Origin of the sequence: Jiangella anatolica (assembly GCF_003236295.1) — a bacterium.
In the GTDB taxonomy this organism is placed as follows: Bacteria; Actinomycetota; Actinomycetes; order Jiangellales; family Jiangellaceae; genus Jiangella; species Jiangella anatolica.
This window is the reverse complement of sequence record NZ_POTW01000073.1, coordinates 15,642-35,073: the sequence shown is the minus strand read 5'-3', so window position 1 is coordinate 35,073 and position 19,432 is coordinate 15,642. Positions and strand designations below refer to the sequence as shown.

16 protein-coding genes and 1 tRNA gene are annotated in these 19,432 nt (G+C 70.1%); 16 read left to right on the top strand and 1 reads right to left on the bottom strand.

Annotation, left to right across the window (positions count from 1 at the left end):
* Nucleotides 1–665, top strand: a 665-nt coding sequence (locus tag C1I92_RS34000; RefSeq protein ID WP_199521538.1) for a discoidin domain-containing protein, incomplete at its 5' end; no start/stop codon positions are given.
* Between the two features lie 41 nt (nucleotides 666–706).
* Here the strand turns inward: C1I92_RS34000 and C1I92_RS23905 are convergent.
* The gene (locus C1I92_RS23905; protein WP_111257149.1) at nucleotides 707–1,141 is read right to left on the bottom strand and encodes a hypothetical protein; all 435 of its coding nucleotides are present in this window, start codon (nucleotides 1,139–1,141) and stop codon (nucleotides 707–709) included.
* Between the two features lie 47 nt (nucleotides 1,142–1,188).
* Here C1I92_RS23905 and map point away from each other — a divergent pair, with 47 nt between their 5' ends.
* The 15 genes from map to C1I92_RS23830 all read left to right on the top strand — a co-directional run bounded on the left by map (nucleotide 1,189) and on the right by C1I92_RS23830 (nucleotide 19,324).
* The gene (gene map / locus C1I92_RS23900) at nucleotides 1,189–1,956 is read left to right on the top strand and encodes a type I methionyl aminopeptidase (RefSeq protein ID WP_111257148.1); all 768 of its coding nucleotides are present in this window, start codon (nucleotides 1,189–1,191) and stop codon (nucleotides 1,954–1,956) included.
* Between the two features lie 53 nt (nucleotides 1,957–2,009).
* Nucleotides 2,010–2,085 (top strand) — tRNA-Arg (locus C1I92_RS23895).
* Nucleotides 2,086–2,606: 521 nt separating this feature from the next.
* A complete protein-coding gene (locus C1I92_RS23890) occupies nucleotides 2,607–3,959 on the top strand; it encodes an ABC transporter substrate-binding protein (protein WP_233507197.1) in 1,353 nt (450 codons plus the stop codon).
* Nucleotides 3,956–4,891: a carbohydrate ABC transporter permease gene (locus C1I92_RS23885; protein WP_111257147.1), complete on the top strand. Its 936-nt coding sequence runs from the start codon at nucleotides 3,956–3,958 to the stop codon at nucleotides 4,889–4,891. The genes C1I92_RS23890 and C1I92_RS23885 overlap by 4 nt, the downstream gene beginning before the upstream one ends.
* Entirely contained in the window at nucleotides 4,888–5,784 is an 897-nt protein-coding gene (locus tag C1I92_RS23880; RefSeq protein WP_111257146.1) for a carbohydrate ABC transporter permease, read from the top strand. The genes C1I92_RS23885 and C1I92_RS23880 overlap by 4 nt, the downstream gene beginning before the upstream one ends.
* Nucleotides 5,785–5,786: 2 nt before the next feature.
* Entirely contained in the window at nucleotides 5,787–6,476 is a 690-nt protein-coding gene (locus tag C1I92_RS23875) for a hypothetical protein (protein ID WP_111257145.1), read from the top strand.
* Nucleotides 6,477–6,498: 22 nt separating this feature from the next.
* The gene (locus C1I92_RS23870; protein ID WP_111257144.1) at nucleotides 6,499–9,006 is read left to right on the top strand and encodes a GH116 family glycosyl hydrolase; all 2,508 of its coding nucleotides are present in this window, start codon (nucleotides 6,499–6,501) and stop codon (nucleotides 9,004–9,006) included.
* Between the two features lie 313 nt (nucleotides 9,007–9,319).
* Entirely contained in the window at nucleotides 9,320–10,417 is a 1,098-nt protein-coding gene (locus tag C1I92_RS23865; protein ID WP_199521536.1) for a glycoside hydrolase family 172 protein, read from the top strand.
* 72 nt (nucleotides 10,418–10,489) lie between these two features.
* The gene (locus C1I92_RS23860) at nucleotides 10,490–11,497 is read left to right on the top strand and encodes a LacI family DNA-binding transcriptional regulator (RefSeq protein ID WP_111257143.1); all 1,008 of its coding nucleotides are present in this window, start codon (nucleotides 10,490–10,492) and stop codon (nucleotides 11,495–11,497) included.
* Nucleotides 11,498–11,695: 198 nt separating this feature from the next.
* Nucleotides 11,696–12,835, top strand: a complete 1,140-nt coding sequence (locus tag C1I92_RS23855) for a glycoside hydrolase family 183 protein (protein ID WP_111257142.1) — start codon at nucleotides 11,696–11,698, stop codon at nucleotides 12,833–12,835.
* A 102-nt stretch (nucleotides 12,836–12,937) separates the two neighbouring features.
* The gene (locus tag C1I92_RS23850) at nucleotides 12,938–13,888 is read left to right on the top strand and encodes a carbohydrate ABC transporter permease (RefSeq protein ID WP_111257141.1); all 951 of its coding nucleotides are present in this window, start codon (nucleotides 12,938–12,940) and stop codon (nucleotides 13,886–13,888) included.
* A 104-nt stretch (nucleotides 13,889–13,992) separates the two neighbouring features.
* Nucleotides 13,993–14,799, top strand: a complete 807-nt coding sequence (locus tag C1I92_RS23845) for a carbohydrate ABC transporter permease (protein WP_111257140.1) — start codon at nucleotides 13,993–13,995, stop codon at nucleotides 14,797–14,799.
* Nucleotides 14,800–14,820: 21 nt separating this feature from the next.
* A complete protein-coding gene (locus tag C1I92_RS23840) occupies nucleotides 14,821–16,173 on the top strand; it encodes an ABC transporter substrate-binding protein (protein WP_111257139.1) in 1,353 nt (450 codons plus the stop codon).
* Nucleotides 16,170–17,684, top strand: a complete 1,515-nt coding sequence (locus tag C1I92_RS23835; protein ID WP_199521535.1) for a glycoside hydrolase family 183 protein — start codon at nucleotides 16,170–16,172, stop codon at nucleotides 17,682–17,684. The genes C1I92_RS23840 and C1I92_RS23835 overlap by 4 nt, the downstream gene beginning before the upstream one ends.
* On the top strand, nucleotides 17,681–19,324 hold the full coding sequence (locus C1I92_RS23830) for a glycoside hydrolase family 183 protein (protein ID WP_158564257.1): 1,644 nt from the start codon (nucleotides 17,681–17,683) through the stop codon (nucleotides 19,322–19,324). Before C1I92_RS23835 ends, C1I92_RS23830 begins: the two co-directional genes overlap by 4 nt.
* Nucleotides 19,325–19,432: the final 108 nt, after the last annotated feature.

The window sequence follows — 19,432 nt, the reverse complement described above, 5'->3', positions numbered from 1 at the left end:
GACCAGCACGGTCCGCCCCGGTCCCGCCGCCACCGTCGGTGTCCGAGCCGCCGGCGCCGCCGCGCGAGCGGGATCCGGTGTCGCGGACCGTGCTGGTCATCGTGGCCATCGCGGCGCTGATCGCCGTCACGATGATCGCGATCGCGCTGATCAACCAGGACCCGTCCAACGAGGCAGGCGACGAGCCCGCGGCCGCCGGCTCGGCCGAGGTGGCCGCCGAGGCGGAGGTCGAGGTGCCCGGCACCGCGCCGGACGGCGTCGACGGCGCCGGCAACGAGGTCAGCTACGCCGCCGCCAACCTCGTCGACGGCGACCCGTCGACCGCCTGGCGGGTCGAGGGCGACGCGGAGGGCGAGGAGATCGTGCTCACACTGCCGTCGGCCCGCACGATCACCGAGGTCGGCATCGTCAACGGCTACGCCAAGGTCGACGACGAGAGCGGCGACCGCCGCTACGGCCAGAACCGCCGCGTCCTCGAGGTCACGTGGATCTTCGACGACGGCACCGAGGCCTCCTACCGGCTGGAGGAGACCGCCGAGCCGCAGACCTTCACCCTCGACGCGCCGGTCGAGACGACGACGGTCCGGGTCCGCCTCGACGAGGTGTCCGACCCGGGCGGCCGCGACTTCACCGCGATCGGCGAGCTGAGCCTCGTCGGCCAGTAGCGGCGGCACGCGGCGGCCCGTCCGAGGGCGTCGAGCTTCACCTACTGGGCGTCGCGGCGACGGTCCTCGACGTACTCGTTCGTCTCGTCGGTGATCTGCTCGATCGCCTCGTCTGTGAGCCGGTCCGTCCGCCGCAGCATCGCGTCCACGTCCGCCGGGTCGGCCTTCGCCCACTCGGCGGCCAGCCGTTCCTCCAGCTCGCCGGTCAGTCGCTGGATCCGCGCGTTGGTCGTCGCCCACTCGGTGTCGACGGCCTCGCGGACCGCCTTCGCGGCGGTGTCCACGATGCGCCGCTCGAGCAGCACGACGACGCCGACCAGCAGCAGCGTCGTGCCGACACCCGCGAGGACGCTGGCCACGTAGGCCGTGCGGCCCTCCGGCGCGACCAGCAGGAAGCCCGTCACGATCCCGGCGAATCCGAGCACGATGCAGGCGAGGATCCAGCCCCAGCGGATCTGCAGCCGCGTCTTCGTCACGCGGCCATCGTAGGAGTCCGTATTGTCATACCGGTATTGTTATCGGCGTGATCGAGCTGAAGAGCGCCGCTGAGATCGCGGCGATGCGCGAGGCGGGCCGCGTCGTGGCCGCCGTCCACGCGGAGATGCGCGCGCAGGCCGCACCCGGCGTCTCGCTGGCCGAGCTGGACGAGGCGGCCCGCAAGGTCATCGACTCCGCCGGCGCCGGGTCGTCGTTCCTGGGCTACCACCCGCGCTTCGGCGCGACGCCGTACCCGGGCGTCATCTGCACGTCGGTCAACGAGGTCATGCTGCACGGCCTGCCGACGGCGTACCGCCTCCGCGACGGCGACCTCCTCAGCGTCGACTGCGGCGCCCACGTCGACGGCTGGCACGCCGACGGCGCCGTCAGCTTCGTCGTCGGGACGGCGTCGGCCGCGGACCTGGCGCTGATCGAGACCGCCGAGCGGACCCTCGCCGCCGGCATCGCCGCGGCCGTGCCGGGCGGGCACATGGGTGACATCGGTCACGCGATGTCCGCCGTCGGCCGCGGCGCCGGCTACGGCATGCAGAACGACTTCGGTGGTCACGGCATCGGCCGGGCCATGCACGAGGAGCCGTTCGTGCCCAACGAGGGCCGCCCCGGCCGCGGCCTGCGACTGCGGCCGGGCCTGGTCATCGCGATCGAGCCGAGCCTGCTCGCCGGCGGCCGCGACCGCTACCACATGGCCGACGACGGCTGGTCCCTGGTGACCGACGACGGCAGCCGCTCCGTCCACGTCGAGCACACCGTCGCGATCACCGAGGAGGGGCCGCGGATCCTCACGCTCCCCTGAGCCGACGGGGTTCGCCCGGCGGCCCTCGGTGCTGATAGCCTTCTCAGGCCCGAGCCCGCGTAGCTCAGGGGATAGAGCGTCTGCCTCCGGAGCAGAAGGCCGTAGGTTCGAATCCTACCGCGGGCACCAGCAGGTCAAGCGGTCATGTGGATCATCGTCGCAAGTTCGAACGACTACTTGACGACCACAATTCACCTCGCTCGTTCGAGGATCTCGCCGTAGCAGCCGACGCCACACCACGGTCCGTGTAGAGGTTCTGAGTCAGCGGCCACCTACCCAGACCTTGAACCCCCGCCGACGAGAGGGGACAGATGGTCAGTCCAAGTGCCCGCTCTCTCCCGTCCCCGTGATAGTTGGCCGCTCTTGGCCGCGGACCTGCGGGTCAGGTCCAAGCCCCCAGCCACGCGCAAAGATCAGCAACAGAGGCGCGGACTCGAGGCGCGGGTACGCGCGGCCAAGACCATAGGCGGCAAGGGGCGGCCAACTAGGCAGCTCCTTACGTCGAACTCTCGGCAGCGAACGCCAGGCCCACACTCCCCTATTGACGGCCGGTCGCGGGCGGTTATATCGTTCCGCAGAAATCGATTTCCGATACCCGGATCCGGCGCCACCCCTCATCGCCGTCGTCGATCAAGGAGGATCCGATGCGCATGACCTGCGAAGACCTGACCAGCACCGGAAGGGACAACGGCGCGCTGTCGCGGCGGCGGTTGCTGCAGCTGATGGGCGCGGCTGCGACGGTGCCGGTGCTCGGCTCGGTCGCCGGGTGTGAGAGCCCCGGCTCGACCAGCGGCGGGGGCGGCGGTGGCGGTGGCGGTGGCGGCGACAACCTGACGTTCGTGTATCGCGGGGACGCCAACCAGCAGGAGGCGTTCAACAAGCTGTTCGCCGAGTTCAACAAGGTCGAGCCGGACATCAAGCTGCGCGCCCAGGGCATCGCCGCGGACACCTGGGGCGACTTCTCCAACACGGTCGCGACGCGGATCGCCGGCGGGCAGGTGCCGGACATCATCCAGATCGCGACCGAGGGGCAGCGGATCTTCGCGTCGAAGGACCTGCTGGAACCGCTCGAGCCGTACATGGAGCGCGACCAGGACGTCGTCGACGACTACTTCGCCGACATCGACCCGAACCTCGTCGAGTGGAACACGAAGTACGCGTCGCACGACGGGAAGACCTACTACATCCCGGGCGGCTACAACACCGTCTGCTTCTGGTACAACACCGAGACCTGGGCGGCGGCCGGCGCCACGCCGCCCGCGCCGGACTGGACGTGGGACGACTTCCTGGTCGCGGCCGAGCAGCTGAAGGCGGCCGGCGTGTTCATCCTGCCGATCGGCTCGGACCCGTTCACCGCGATCATGCCGTGGATGCTGACAAACGGCGGCTCGCCGCTGGACGAGGACTGGGCGACGCCGACGTTCGACACGCCGCAGTCGATCGAGTCGCTGCAGTTCTGCCGCGACCTCATCGCCAACGGGTACGCACCCGAGCCCGGCGGCGCGTTCGACGCCGGCGAGGCGCTGTCGAAGGGCACGCTGGCGGCGATCGCGGGCGGCCGCTGGCCCGTCATCGACATGCGCCGGCTGGAGCTGGTCGACAAGATGGCCATCGTGCCGATGCCGCAGAAGACCGGGCCCGGTTCGCCGGTCGGCTGGGACGCGTGGCCGATCACCAAGGCGTCGGAGAAGAAGGACGCCGCCTGGACGTTCATCAAGTTCATGATGTCGAAGGAGGCGAGCGAGTACTACGCCTCGATCGGCGGCACCATCGTCCCGGCCCGGCTGTCCGTCGCGAACAGCCCCGCGTTCACCGACAACGCGCCCGAGGGGACGACGGCGCTGTCGGAGGCCATCTCCTATGCCACCCCGGTGCCGTCGCCGGACCGCGGCGCCGAGGTGCAGACGGCGATGATCAACGCCTGGGACAAGGCGCTGAGCGGGAACGAGTCGCCCGAGGCGGCCCTGGCACAGGCGAACGAGGAACTGGCCGGACTGCTATGACGGCCGGCGTCGCCACCCCGGTCGCCCTCGGCACGGACAGTCCGCCGCGGCGCCGCGCCCGCCGCCGCGAGGCGCTGGCCGGCTGGGCGTTCCTCAGCCCGGCGCTGGTGCTGTTCCTCGTCTTCATCGCCGGTCCGCTCGCGTTCGCGATCTTCCTGAGCGTCCACTCGTGGGACCTGCTGACGCCGCGCGAGTACGTCGGCCTGGAGAACTTCCGGCGGTTGTTCTCCGACCCGCTGCTGCCGAAGGCGCTGCTGAACACGTTCCTGTTCTCGCTCGCCTCGGTGGTGACGCACGTGTTCGGCGGGCTGCTGCTGGCGCTGGCGGTGAACCGGCCGATGAACCGGTTCGTCTCGTACTTCACCCGCAGTGCGGTGTTCTTCCCGTACCTGCTGTCGTGGGCGGCGGTCGCGCTGCTGTGGAAGTACGTCCTCGACCCGACGTTCGGGCTGGTGGCGTACTACCTGGACAAGATCGGCATCGACGCGCCGAACTGGTTCGTGGACCCGGCTTGGTCGCTGCCGGCGATCATCGGGATCGACTTCTGGTACACGATCGGCTTCACCTTCGTCATCATGCTGGCCGGCCTGCAGACGGTGCCGTCCGAACTGGTCGAGGCGGCCCGGACCGACGGCGCGAACCGGTGGCAGGTCTTCTGGCACGTGACCGTCCCGATGATGTCGCCGGTGCTGTTCTTCGCCGTCATCATCACGTTCATCGGGGCGTTCCAGATCTTCGACCCGATCCAGATCATCACCGGCGGCGGGCCCGACGACGCCACGATGACGATCGTCATGTTCCTGTACCAGACCGGGTTCCAGGCCTTCCAGATCGGCTACGCGTCGGCCATCGCGATCCTGGTGTTCGTCGTGATCATGGCGGTGACCGGCCTGCAGTTCCTGGTCGCGCGGAAGTGGGTGTACGAGCGATGAGCCTGCGCGTCGACGTGGACGCGAACGACCTGCTCCGGCCGCGCGAACGGCCGCGCGAGCGCAGGCGCCGGCGGCGGCGTCCCGGCGCGATCGCCTTCGACGTCCTGGTGCTGGTGGTCGGCCTGCTGATGGCCGCGCCACTGGTGTGGCTGTTCGCCGCGAGCGCCACCGAGCCGGGCGAGGCGTTCACGCTGCCGCCCAAGTGGCTGCCGTCGCCGTTCTCGACGGAGAACTACTCCCGCGTGCTGGAGCTGATGCCGTTCGGGCGGATGGCGCTGAACAGCCTCATCGTCGCCGTCATCAGCGTCGGCGGCTCGCTGCTGGTCGCCGTCCTGGCGGCGTATGCGTTCTCGCGGCTGTCGTTCACCGGGCGCGACAAGATGCTCGTGGTCATGCTGAGCGCGCTGATGGTGCCCGCGCAGCTGACGATCATCCCGGTGTTCGTGCTGATGCGGAACCTCAACCTGGTCGACACGCTGACGTCGCTGTGGCTGCCCGCGCTGATCAACGTGTTCGCGATCTTCTTCCTGCGGCAGTACTTCAACTCGATCCCGCGCGAGCTGGACGAGGCGGCCCGCATCGACGGCGCCGGGCACCTGTGGATCCTGTTCCGGATGCTCGTCCCACTGTCCGGCCCGGCGCTGTCGGCACTGGCGATCCTCGGCTTCCAGGCGTCGTGGAACAACTACTTCGGGCCGCTGATCTTCATCTCCAGCCCGGAGAAGATGACGCTGCCGCTGGGGCTGGTGACGCTGCAGAGCGGGCAGGGCGGCGCGCCTGCGGCCGTCGTGTTCGCCGCCATCGCGATGGTCGTGGCCCCGGTCCTCGTCCTGTTCCTCGCCTTCCAGCGCAACTTCGTCGCGTCGGTGGCGACGGCCGGGCTGCGGGGGTGACGATGCGGACGATCGCACTCGTGGCCGCCGCCGCTGAGGAGGACTGGCTGCGCCGCGGCGCCCGCGCGCTGTGGCCCAGGGCGCCGTGGGTGCTGGCCGCGTCGGTCCCGGTGCTCGTCGCCGTCGTCGCCGCGAGCCGGCTCAGCGGCGGGCACCTGCTGGTCATGACGGCCGTCGCCGGCCTGGTGGGCGCCCCGGCGCTCGTCGCCCTGACGATCGTCGCGCAGCGCCTGGTGGTCGACGGCGACGTGCGGACCCGCGACCTGCGGACCCCTGGGTGGATGCGGGCCGTCGCCGTCGTGTGGACGGCCACCGTCGCCGTCGCGCTGACGCTGGTGGCCTTCGAGGTGTACGGGCGGACGGGGTCGGCGGCGGCCCTGGCGCCGGCGCTGGCCGGGTCCGTCGTCGCCGCCAACGCCGTGCTGCTGGCGCCCGCCGCCGTCGCGCTGATCCTCGACCGGCCCGCGGCGCCGTGGCGCAACGTCTGGGTCGTCGCGTTCCTCGCCGCGGCCCGCCGGCCGGTGCCGGTGCTGGGCGGGTGGGTGGCCGCCGCGCTGCTGGCCTGGCTGGCGCTGCGGCTCCAGGTGCTGCTCCTGGTCGTCCCGGGCGTCGCCGCGGTGGTGCTGGTCAGCGCCGCGTGGACGGCGCTCGGCGGGCTCGGCGTCACGCCCGGTCGGCGCACCGATCCCTGATCCGACGACTCCAAGGACGGCGATGTCCGCACCCCGCTCGATCCCCCATACCGACGGCCGGCACGTCGCGATGCCGCTCGGCGGCATCGGCACCGGCACGGTGGCGCTCGGCGCCGACGGCGGGCTGCGCCAGTGGCAGCTGCACAACGTCGGCAACCACCGCGGCGACCTGCCCGGCTCGTTCCTCGCGATCCGGGCGACGCAGTGGGAGCCGCCGCTGGACGAGATCCGCGTCCTGCAGGCGCGGCCGGCTCCGGGGCCGCACACGCCGACGCCGCTGGTCACCGATGACGCCGTGCCGGACTGGCAGGCCGGGCTGTCGGCGGAGCACGGGTTCGCGTCGGCGACGTTCAGCGCCACGTACCCGTCGGCGCGCGTGGCCCTGGCCGACGACGCGGTGCCGCTGGACGTCACCCTCGAGGCGTTCAACCCGCTGGTGCCGATGGACGAGGCCGCGTCGTCGCTGCCGGTGGCAATGCTGACCGTCACGCTGCGCAACACCGGCCGCTACCCCGTCCACGGGCAGGTGGGCGCCGCGCTGCAGAACGCCGTCGGGTACGACGGCGTCTCCCCGATCGACGGCGTGGAGGGCGCCGGTTACGGCGGCAACACCAACCGCATCGTCCGCGGCGGCGGCTGGACCCGCGTCGCGATGGAGAACCACACCCTCTCCCCCGAGCACCCGGGTGCGGGTCAGCTGGTGCTGGCCGTCGACGACCCCGACGCGGCGGTGCTCCCGCAGTGGCGGCGGCCGGCGGAGTTCCTCGGGTTCCTGCGCCGCCGCGGACTGGGCCGCCCCCGGGCCGCCGCCGGCCTCGGCGCCAGCCCGCCCGGCGCGACCTGGAACGGCGGCGTCGCCGCGCCCTTCCACCTGGAACCGGGCGCGAGCACGCGCGTGCGCGTCCTCGTCGCCTGGCACTTCCCGAACCGGTACGTCGACTTCAACCAGTTCGGCCCGCCGCGGCCGGAATGGGGACCGACCCGGTTCTGGCTCGGCAACCATTACGCGCTCGCCCACGCCGACGCCGTCGAGGTCGCGCACACCGTCGAGTCGCGCTGGGACGAGCTGGCCGCGCGGACGTCGGAGTGGACGGACACGCTGACCGGCAGCGCGCTGCCGGCCGACGCCGTCGAGCACCTCGCGGCCCAGGCGGCGTTCCTGCGCAGCCCGACGTGTTTCCGCGCGGCCGACGGGCGGTTCTTCGGCTTCGAGGGCGTCAACGGCGCCTCCACCCTCGGCCACGCCGGCGACACCGGCGGGTCGTGCCCGCTGAACTGCACCCACGTGTGGACGTACGCGCAGGCCGTCGCGGCGCTGTTCCCCGGGCTGGAGCGGTCGATGCGCGAGACCGAGTTCGACGTCATGCAGGCGCCGGACGGGTCGATCCCTCACCGGGTGATCGTCCCCACGTACCTGCCGCAGCTGTGGGACGTCACCATCGGCGGGCCGGACGAGCCGGCGCTGGACGGCATGCTCGGGACGATCCTGAAGACGTACCGCGAGGTGCGCGCGACCGGCGACCTGGACTGGCTGCGGCGGTACTGGCCGCGGCTGCGCCGGCTCGTCGAGCACGTCCGCGGCCGTTGGGACCCGTCGTCGTCGGGCGTGCTGCGCGGCATCCAGCCCAGCACCCACGACATCGACCTGAGCGGCGTCAACCCGTTCATGGGCTCGCTCTGGCTGGCCGCGCTGCGGGCGCAGGAGGAGCTGGCGCTGCTGCTCGACGAGCCCGACTACGCGCGCGAGCACCGCGACCTGTTCGAGCGCGGGTCGAAGGCCTACGACGAGTTGATGTGGAACGGCGAGTACTACCAGCAGGTGCTCGAGCCCGGCGACGACCCGACGTTCCAGTGGGAGACCGGCTGCCTCGCCGACCAGCTGATCGGCCAGTGGTGGGCGCACGAGCTCGACCTCGGCCACGTCCTGCCGCGCGAGCACGTCGTCACGGCGCTGCGCTCGATCGTCAGGCACAACCTGCGGCACGGGTTCGACGGCTTCGAGCACACGTACCGGGTGTTCGCGGACGGCGACGACACCGGCGTGCTCATGTGCACCTGGCCGCGCGGCGGACGTCCCGCGGTGCCGACGCGCTACTGCGATGAGGTCTGGACCGGCACGGAGTACCAGCTCGCCGCCGCCTGCCTCGCCGAAGGGCTGACTGACGAGGGCTGGACGATCCTGCGCGGCGTCTGGGGACGCTACGACGGCCGCCGCCGCAACCCGTACAACGAGATCGAGTGCGGCGACCACTACGTCCGCGCCATGGCCGGCTGGTCGGTCCTGCCCGCGCTGAGCGGGGCCCGCTGGAACGCCGTCGACGGCATCCTGCGGCTGCACGTCCCCGACGACGGCGCGAGCTGGCCGGTCACCCTGGGCACGGCCTGGGGCCGGGTGTCGCGGACGGGCGCGACGGTGACGCTCGACGTCCTGCACGGCGAGGCGGACGTGCGCCGCTGGGAGCTCACCGCGCCCGGCGGCGACGTCATCGCGTCCGCCGACAGTCACTCCGAACGGGTGACGCTTCCCTAGGTGTGTCTTCTGAGTCGGGGCGTGTACGGCTGGTTTGCTGCTGGCATATCTCGCGAGCGAGTCCTCACCGACGCTCAGAGGGAGCGGATTGCGCCGTTGATGCCCTCCAGCGATGGGGTGAAGTCGCGGCCGTGGCAGACAGCATGGAAGCGACACCACCGATTCTCGGTCGACGGTTCGACCCTGTTGACGCCGGGAAGAGCACGCGGCTAGCCTCCCCATTCTGGGAAAACGATTGCTGAGGACCGCGGCGTGACCAGGGAGCCGAACCAGTCCCGTGTCGACCGCTCCGCCCGACGAAGGAGACCTCACCGTGCTCGACGACCCGACCGGCCTGCAGTCCCTGGCCCGCCGATCGTCCCGCGTCAGCCGCTCGATCAGTGCCGAGAACCCCACCGGGGAGAAGGGCCGCGGCGCCATGGCCACCGAGGGCACCGGCGCCCAGGCGGCCGGCGACCTCGGCCGCGGCTGGAAGATCTCGCCCAGCATCTCGATCGCGCCCGGCGAGACCGCCGTCCTGGGCGAGATCGACGGTCCCGGCGTCATCACGCACGTCTGGTGCACCACCGCGCCGCACCGCGCCTGGCGGTCCACCGTGCTGCGGATGTACTGGGACGGCGCCGACGCGCCCGCCGTCGAGGTGCCGCTGGGCGACTTCTTCTGCCAGGGCTGGAACACGTTCAGCCAGGTGTCGTCGCAGACCGTCGCGGTCAACCCGAACGGCGGCTTCAACGCGTACTGGCCGATGCCGTTCCGCACGTCCGCGCGCATCACGCTCGAGAACGTGTCGGCCGAGGACATCATCCTCTACTACCAGCTCGACTACGAGCTGGGCGACATCGCCGACGACGCCGCCTACCTGCACGCGCAGTGGCGGCGCAGCCATCCGGTCCCGCGCGGCGAGGTGCACACCGTGCTCGACGGCGTCGAGGGCGCCGGCCACTACGTCGGCACCTACCTCGCCTGGGGCGTCAACGACCCCGGCTGGTGGGGCGAGGGCGAGCTGAAGTTCTACCTCGACGGCGACGACGAGTTCCCCACGATCTGCGGCACCGGCACCGAGGACTACTTCGGCGGCGCCTGGAACTTCGACGTCCCAGGCCAGGGCTACACCACCTTCAGCACGCCCTATCTCGGCCTGCACCAGGTGCTGCGGCCCGACGGCCTCTACGTCAGCCAGCAGCGCTTCGGCATGTACCGCTGGCACGTCGCCGACCCCATCCGGTTCGGCGCCGACCTGCGCGTCACCGTCCAGAGCCTCGGCATCGGCCCCGGCCACCACAACGGGCTGCCACACCGCTACCGTCCCACCAGCGACGACATCGCCTCGACGGCGCTGTTCTACCTCGACGCGCCGGCGCTGGCGCAGCAGCCGCCCGCGCCGGACCTGATGACCATGGAGGTGGATTGAGCGCCATCGTGCGGCTCGGAAAACGTATACCGCGCTCCTGGGATCGGGCCCGCCGCGTGACATGATGGCGACGTGACCACGGCACGCGCGGTGACGATCAGCGATGTGGCGCGGGCGGCCGGCGTGTCGCCGGCCACGGTGTCCCGCGTTCTCAATGGCGTCGGCACCGTCGCGCCGGAGCTGGCCGACCGCGTGCGCAAGGCGGCCGCGGACACCCGCTACGTCCCGAACAGCAACGGCCGGGCACTCCGGCGACGCGTGTCCGACGTCTGGGCAGTCATCGTGTCTGACGTGCAGAACCCGTTCTTCACCGGCGTGGTGGCCGCCATCGAACGCGTCGCCGTCGATCGCGGGTTCTCGGTCGTGTTGTGCAACAGCGACGAGCAGGTGGCGCGCGAGAGCGAGTACCTCAGGCTCGCTGCAGCACAGCACCTGGCGGGACTCGTCATCGCGGTCGCCTCGGAGGTGGAGTCCGACCTGCGCACCGCCGCCGACATCCCGGCCGTCGTGATCGATCGCCGCGTCCACGATCACCTCGGAGACTCCGTGATGGTGGACAATCGCCTGGCCGGACGACTGGCGGCTGACCACCTGCTCGAGCAGGGGTTTCGGCGCATCGCCTGCATCACGGGACCGTCCGACGTCAGTACGACGGAGGACCGGCTCGCGGGCTTCCGGGCACGGCTGTCCGAGGCCGGCGCGCCGATCGCACGCAAGTGGATCCGCCGGGCGAACCTGCGCGCCGAAGGGGGTGAGGCCGCTCTGCGCGCCATCTTGCGCGGGGGCGACCTGCCCGACGCCGTCTTCGCGACGAACGGACCGCTGACCGAAGGCGCCTACCAGGCCCTACAGGCCGAAGGCATCGCCATCGGCGCCGAGGTCGGCCTGATCGGCGTCGACGACGACCACTGGACGCGCATGGTCGCTCCGCAGGTGTCGGTCGTCCAGCAGCCGGTCGCGGAGATCGGCCGATTGGCCGGCGAGTTGCTGGCCAACCGTGCCGCACGTGGGCCCGGCCCCGCTCAGCAGATCGTCCTGACACCGACACTCCTTGCGCGCGGGTCCACGCGAGGTCACTGATCGATCACGACCCTTGACGAGGGGCGCCTTCGGCTATAGCCTCCAGAAATCGATTTCTCATCAAGCGTATCCCGGAGGTTCGATGGCGATGCCGGGCAAGAGATCGCGTCGCGGCGACAGCCGCTCGACCTCCCTGAACACATCGATGCCGCCCGAACGTCCGCCGCGCGGACCGGCCGAGTCGTGAGGGCGGCGAGGGTGACGGCGGGAGCAGCCGCGCTGACGCTGGCCGCCGCCGCGGCTGCTTGCTCCGAGGACGCCGGCCGCGACACGGCACCGGTCAGCGTCGCCGACGACGCCGCCGAGCGCCCGTTCGTCCTCACAGGAGTTCGGGACGTGACCGAGGTCGCTCAGCTGACCGGCCCCGACGCCGTCAACGACACCGCCGCGGTCGCCGTGGCCGGCACTGATCTCGGGTCGATGGTGAACGTCGGCGACCGCACCTACTTCGCGTTCGGCGACACCTTCGGGGAGCGCGATCCTGACTCCTACGGCGGCCAGGGCGGGTTCTGGCGGTCCAACGTCATGGCGTTCAGCACTGACGACGACGCCAGCGACGGCATCGCGTTCGACGGCTGGATCACCGACGAGGTGGGGCTCGCCGCGGAGATCGTCCCCGGACTGCACGAACCGGATGGAACGGGCGAGGTCACCAAGATCCCGACCTACGGTTTCGCGGTCGACGGGGCCATGTACCTGTACTTCATGTCGGTCCACCACTGGGGCGCCCCGGGCGAGTGGGATGCCAACTACTCGGCGTTGGCGAAGTCGACCGACGACGGCCAGACCTGGGAGGTACTCGACGCGCCGCGCTGGCCGGGTGACTCGAACTTCATCCAGGTGGCCACGGCGCACGTGGCCGAGGACGAGGTCGACCACGTGTACTTCTGGGCCATCCCGGCCGGACGCTTCGGCGGGGTCCAGCTCATGAAGGTGCCGGCCGCCCAGGAGACGGTCGAGGACCCGTCCTCGTATCGCTACTTCACCGGCACCGATGCCGAGGGCCGACCCGTCTGGTCCGACGACATGAACCAGGCGGCGACCATCGTCGACGGCACCATCGGCGAGTTGTCGGTGATGTTCAACGACTACCTCGATCGATGGATCATGACGTACTCCGACGCCGGCAACGCCTACGTCCGCGAGGGACTCACGCCGTGGGGGCCGTGGGGCGAACCGCTCGAGCTGCTCAACGGCGCGGAGCACCCGGGCCTCTACTCGCCGTACCTCAACCCGCGCTACGTCGAGGACGGCGGCCGCACCGTCTACTTCACCCTCTCGCTCTGGGGTCCCTACAACGTCTACCTCTACCGAGCCGAGCTCGAGCGGGCCGGCTGATCCTGCGTCAACGCCATCGTCGATCAAGGAGGATCGGATGCGCTTCAACGGAGATCGCGTATCGCTGGCAGCGCCGGCCGCCGAGGCGGGTGCGGGGTTCTGATGACCGTTCCGACAGCGAGCCTGCCGCCTGGTGCCGCGGTGGGCTCCGAGCGCCGGGATTCGCGACGACGCCCGCCGAGCCGCAAGGACAACAAGCTCGCGTTCCTCATGCTGGCGCCACTGGTGATCCTGCTCGGCATCTTCGTGATCTGGCCGATGGTCTACTCGGCGTACCTGAGCTTCTTCGATTGGAGCTTCTACCAGGAGTCGCGCTTCGTCGGCTGGAAGAACTTCAGCAACGTGCTCACGGATCCGCAGTTCCGGTCGTCGATCGTCCGCAGCCTTGTGTTCGCGCTGATGGTCGTGCCGGCGATCCTGGTGATCTCGTTCCTGTTCGCCAGCCTGGTCAAAGCCGTCGGGGCGAGGCTGGGCACGGCCCTGAAGGTCGCGATCTACATCCCCACCGTCATCTCCGGTGTCATCACGTCGGTGATCTTCCTGCTGATCTACCAATACAGCGGCGGGGTGCTCAACTGGTTCGTCGGCCTGTTCGGGATGGAGCCACAGGCCTGGATCGCCGACGTGCGCACCGCGTTGCCGGCGATCGCGGCGCCAGCCGTGTGGCTCGGTCTGGGCATCTCGGCGCTCATCATGCTCGCAGGGCTCCTCGACATCCCGCAGAGCTACTACGAGGCAGCGGAACTGGAGGGGGCCAACTGGTTCCAGCGGACCTTCTACATCACGATCCCGCTGCTCAAGAACATCATCCTGTATCTGCTGATCGCCGGCTTCACCGCGGCCATCCAGCAGTTCGAGCTGCCGCTGATCATGACCAACGGCGGGCCTCTCGACTCCACTCTGCTGCCCAACCTGTACCTGTTCAACCACTTCCGGACCGACACCTTCGTCGGCACCTCGATCGCCGGCGCGTTCCTGCTCTTCATCGTTCTCGGGTCGATCTCGGCGGTCATCTTCCGGCTGCTGAACTCGGACAAGGCGGTCGACGGATGATGTCCACGGCCGTACAACCACCTCCGGTCGCGTCCGGAGCCGCCTCGGCGACCGATCGCTCCAGGCCGTCCCTCCGACGCCGCTCACGCCGGCAGGGCGGCCCGATGGGCTTCGTCCTTCGTCTGATCTTCGCGGCGACGATCATCGCCGCCGCGCTGTTCCCGCTGGCATGGATGGCCATCTCAGGATTCAAGACAAAGACGGAGGTCGTCCGCACGCCCTTCCAGTTCTTCCCCGAGGTCTGGCAGTGGCAGAACTACACCCAGATCCTCCAGGACGACGCCTTCGTCCGGTCGCTGGGCGTCAGCTTCCTCGGCGCCGTCCTGTTCGCGGCGCTGAGCCTGGCCGTCAACTCGATCGGCGCGTACGCCTTCGCCCGGCTCGAGTTCTCCTTCAAACGAACGCTGTGGGTCGTGGTGATCACGACGATGTTCATCCCGGGCATGGCGATCCTGCTGACGTCGTTCATCGTCGTCACACGACTGCGGATGCTCGACACCCTCGCGGTACTGGTGCTGCCGGGGGCCGCGTCGGCCGCTCATGTGTTCTTCCTGCGCCAGTACTACCTGAACGTCCCATTGGCGCTGGAGGAGGCGGCGCTGCTCGACGGGGCCAGCCGGTGGCAGATCTACCGCCACATCTTCCTGCCGATGTCCAAGCCGGTCTTCGTGGTTGTGGGCATGACGTCGTTCCTCGCCTTCTGGAACTCCTACGTCTGGCCGATCATGACGATCACCAGCCCGGACCTGTTCCAGATACAGCAGTACCTCGCCACGTTCCGGTCGGAACGCTCCACCGAGCTCGGTCTGCTCATGGCCGGCTCCACCCTCGCCGCCCTGCCGGTGATCGTCCTGTTCCTGATCTTCCAGCGCTTCATCATCGGCGGCATCAAGATCTCAGGCTTGAAGTGAGTCCCTCAAGGAGGACGGACCATGCGCACCATCAGACGTCACGTCACCGGAGCGTTGACGGCGGCGGCCGCCGCGCTCCTCGTCGCGGCCTGCGGCAGCGGCACCCCAGGGCAGTCAGCGGACGAGGAGGACGCCGGCGAGGACGGTGCCGTCGTCCTCGAGATGTGGCAGGACAAGTTCAGCGACGCGGACAACGCCTGGTACAAGGAGAAGGTCGAGGCGTTCAACGCCGCGCACGACGACGTCCAGATCAGGCTCACCGTCGTGCCCGGCGACGCGTGGGACCAGAAGATGAAGGCCGCCCAGGCGGCCGGCACCGCGCCGGACCTCTACACCCTGAACTACTCCGAGGTGCTCCCCCGGGCACGCAACGGTGAGCTGGCCCCCATCGGCGACGTCATCGCGGCGGATGGCTGGGAGGACCTCGAGGAGCGGTTCCTCGACGCGGTGACCGAGGACGGCGAGCGCTACGCCTATCCGATGCTGTACGAGCCCAGCTCGCTGCTGTTCTACCGGGCGGATCTATTCGAAGCGGCCGGCCTCGACCCGGATGCACCGCCGGAGTCCTGGGACGACCTGATCGCCGCTGCTGCCGCCTTGAAGGCGGCGCACCCCGACATCGTCCCGTTCCAGACCGCGCAGAACGGCGTGGAACTGTCCTGGACCACCTGGGGTCTGCAGGTCAACGCCACCGGGCACCTTCCGATCAGTGACGACTGGTCGACGTCCCTGGCCTCCGACGACGGCTACCTGGCGTTGCTGGAGACCTACCAGCGGCTGGCCGAGGACGGACTGATCGCGCCACAGGCGCTCTCGCCGTACGGCGACGCCGCGCCGCTGGGTGAGGGCAAGCTGGCCATGCAGGCGTCGGGGTCGTGGGCGATCAGCCAGCTCCTTCTGGACTACCCGGACATGATCGACGACCTGCGGGTGGCGCCGTTGCCGTCCCTGGACGGCGACCTCACCAAGCCGACGGGCACGCTGGGCGGCTGGTCGCTCGGGGTGGACGCCAAGTCCGACCACCCGGAGGAGGCGGCTCAGGCCATCTCGTGGTTGCTGGCCGAGGACGTCGACGTCGTGCTCGACTACTTCAAGGACACCAACTTCACGAAGTTCTCACCGCGGATCAGCGTCGCCGCCGCCATCGCGGAGGAGGACACGTCAGTCAACCCGTGGCTCGACGTCATGACCGAGCGGGTCGTTCCCTACCAGGTGCTCGAGCCGACCTACGACTGGGCGGTGAGCCTGGCCTTCGGCACGGCGATGGAGAAGGCGTTGCAGGGGCAGGACATCGAGGAAGCGTTGACCACGGCCGACGCCGAGATCACCAAGGCGATCACGGACCTCGACCTGGCCGCGAGGGCCGGCTCGTGAGCGGCCGAGTGACGAAGCTGCTGGCCGCGGCGGCCGCAACCATCACTATGGCAGCGTCGCTCGGTGCGACGCCCGCGACGGCGACGACCGCGCCCACACTGGCCGTCATGGTCGGCAAGATCACCGGACCGGGCTCGCAGAGCAGCACGCACACCGCGTGGGGCATCTACGGGACCGACCTGGGCGTGATGTGGGACAACGGTGACGGCGAGATCCTCGCTGCGTTCGGCGACACCTTCGGCAACACGTGGACGCCGCCCGGAGGCAACGGCAACGACTGGCGCAGCAACGTGCTACTGCGTAGCTCCGACACCGACCTGTCGAACGGCATGACCTTCGACAGCGCCGCGACGGACTCCCCCGGGCACGCGAAGGAGCTCATCCCCAGCCTCAAGGTCGACGGTGTCGAGATGACCGTCATCCCCACGGCCGGAGTCTCGGTCGGGTCCCGCCAGTACATGGCGTACATGTCTGTGCGGCACTGGGGACCACCCGGCGAGTGGGACACGAACTACGCGGCGATCGCGTACTCCGACGACAACGGCGAGAACTGGGTGACCGCCGGGGCGCCCACCTGGGACAACCCGACTGGCACCAACAAGTTCCAGATGGGCGCCTTCGTCCGCCACGGCGGCCACGTCTATCTGTTCGCCACCCCGAACGGCCGCAACGACGACGCCTTCCTGGCCCGCGTTCCCGAAGGATCCGTGCTCACCAAGAGCGCCTACACCTACTGGAACGGCTCAGCGTGGGTCAGCGGCGCGGACACCCAGGCGACGGCGGTGCTCGACGGTCCAGTGGCGGAACTCTCTGTGCGCTACGACGCCGAACGCGACAAGTGGATCACGGTCTACATGCGCGGCACCGACATCGTGCTGCGCTCCGCCGACACCCCGACCGGCCCGTGGAGCTCGCCGCAGGTCATCGTCAGCGACGCCGACCACCCGGGTCCCTACGGAGGGTTCATCCATCCATGGTCCAGCGGCGACGACCTGTACTTCGCGCTGTCGCAGTGGAACCCATACAACGTCTACCTGATGCGGGTGTCACTCGACGCCGACGCGAACGTGATCCGACCCAACCTCGTGGCCGATCCGAGCTTCGAACGGCAACCCGGGTCCGGTGCGTCGGCCCCGTGGTCGTGCACCGGCAACTGCGGGATCGACGCGAACATCTGGGGTTTCAGTGGCGACCGCAACGGCTTCGTGCGCTACAACTCCGGCTGGCACGACATCCACCAGGAGGTCGCGGTGACCCCCGGCACCGACTACGTCCTGACGGCCTGGCTGCGCACGTCGCCCAACAACGACAACGGCTTCGTCGGCGTCCGTTCCGTGGGCGGGCCGCCCATCGCTGAGGCGAACTTCGCCTCGGTCGGGCCATGGACCCGGTTCACGGTTCCTTTCAACAGCGGAGCCAACACCGCGGTGGAGGTGTTCACCGGGATCTGGACGGACAACGGCGACATGTGGGTCCAGGTGGACGACTACGCCGTCGTCGAGGCGCCGTGACGACTGGCACACCGAGACCGCCGGCGCTCGACGACGACCGGCCCGAGTTCTTCGCCGTCGCGTATGTGGACGGCGCGGAGTCGGTCCGCACTGACAGCGACGGCGATCTCTGGCCCAGCGCCTGGGCCGACGACGGTCACCTGTACACCGCTTGTGGTGACGGCCTCGGCTTCGACCTCACGGCGCCGTGGGCCGACATCGTCGTCAACCGGGTCGACGGCACCCCGGCAACGGGACTCACCGGTGCACGTCTCGCCTCCGGGCGGGACGTCGCACCGGTGTGGACCGATCCGGGCCACTTCAACAGCAAGCCGACCGGGATGGTCGCCGTGGACGGGAACGGGGACGGCCGGGACGAGCTGTACCTCGCCGTGCAGGACCTGCGCTACGGGATCGATGCGAGTGCGTTCAACGAGGCGCCGGCGGCCGGGATCGTGCGCTCGGACGACTACGGGCGCACGTGGCACGCACCACGACAGCCGATGTTCACCGAGCACATGTTCACGACCGTGATGTTCCTCGACTTCGGACGCAGCAATCGGCTGGCCGAACGGTTCGGCCCCCCGTACGTCTACGCCTACGGCCTGGACCACAACTGGCGCACCTCGTACGACGGCTGCGTGCCCGACCCGCAGCACCTGTACCTGGGCCGCGTCGCCCCACAGGCCGTCCAGGACCGTGCGGCCTGGACGTTCTTCCGCGGCGTGGACCGCGGGGAACCGGTGTGGAGCGCCGACATCGGCGACCGCGTGCCCGTGCTCGCCGACGCCTCCCGCCGCCACGTCGGCCTGACCGTCGCAGGCCCCAGCGGTGGCACCGTGATCGCCCAGGGCGGCGTCGTCTACGACGAACCGCTGAACCGGTTCCTCTACTCGAGCTGGTCGGAGTACACCCTCGAGCTGTTCGAAGCACCGCTGCCGTGGGGGCCGTGGCGGCACGCCCTCACGCGCGACTTCGGGCCCCATCCGTGGCTCGGCCCTGATGCGGCGGGGCCGCGGCACGGCGGCTACGCCACGACCATCCCCTCGAAGTTCATCAGCATCGACGGCCGCGACCTGTGGCTTCAGTCGAACTGGTTCTGGCGGGCGTCGACCGCCGAAGGGCGTACCTACCGCTTCTCACTGCGGCGCCTGCGCCTGGACCCGGCCGCCGACCCGGGCGACACCGGAGACCTGTCGCAGACGGACACCAACCTCGCAGCGCCGGACAACGGCGCGTACCCCGTCGCCACCGCCGCCCGGTCCGGCCGGCTCGACGTCCTCAACGACGGGCGCACAGATGTGGGCGAGGACAGCTGGAACGGCACGCCGAAGACGACCGACCACTGGGGCTACCACTGGGCCCGTCGCCAGCCGATGAACCACCTGCGATACGTCACCGGCCCCTACGACTTCAACGGCGGCTGGTTCGCCGAACCGCCACGCGTCGAGGTCCGCGTCGCCGGGCGCTGGCTCGACGCCGAGGCAACCATCGACCCGCCCTACCACCCCGGTCCCGAAGCAACCGGCCAGCGGGTCTACGACTTGACCTTCGCCGAGGTTCACGCCGACGGCATCCGTCTGACCGGCACGCCGGGTGGCGCCGAGCACTACTCGGCGATCAGTGAGCTCGCCGTGTACCGCACGGATCGACCCCGGTGACCACGCCTCCGCCCCGCCGCAGAGCGGCGTCCCACCTCGCGGCCGCCACAAAATAAGGGGTTCGTGGACCGGAAGGTTTGCGCGCCGATCATTGCGCCGCGTTACGTG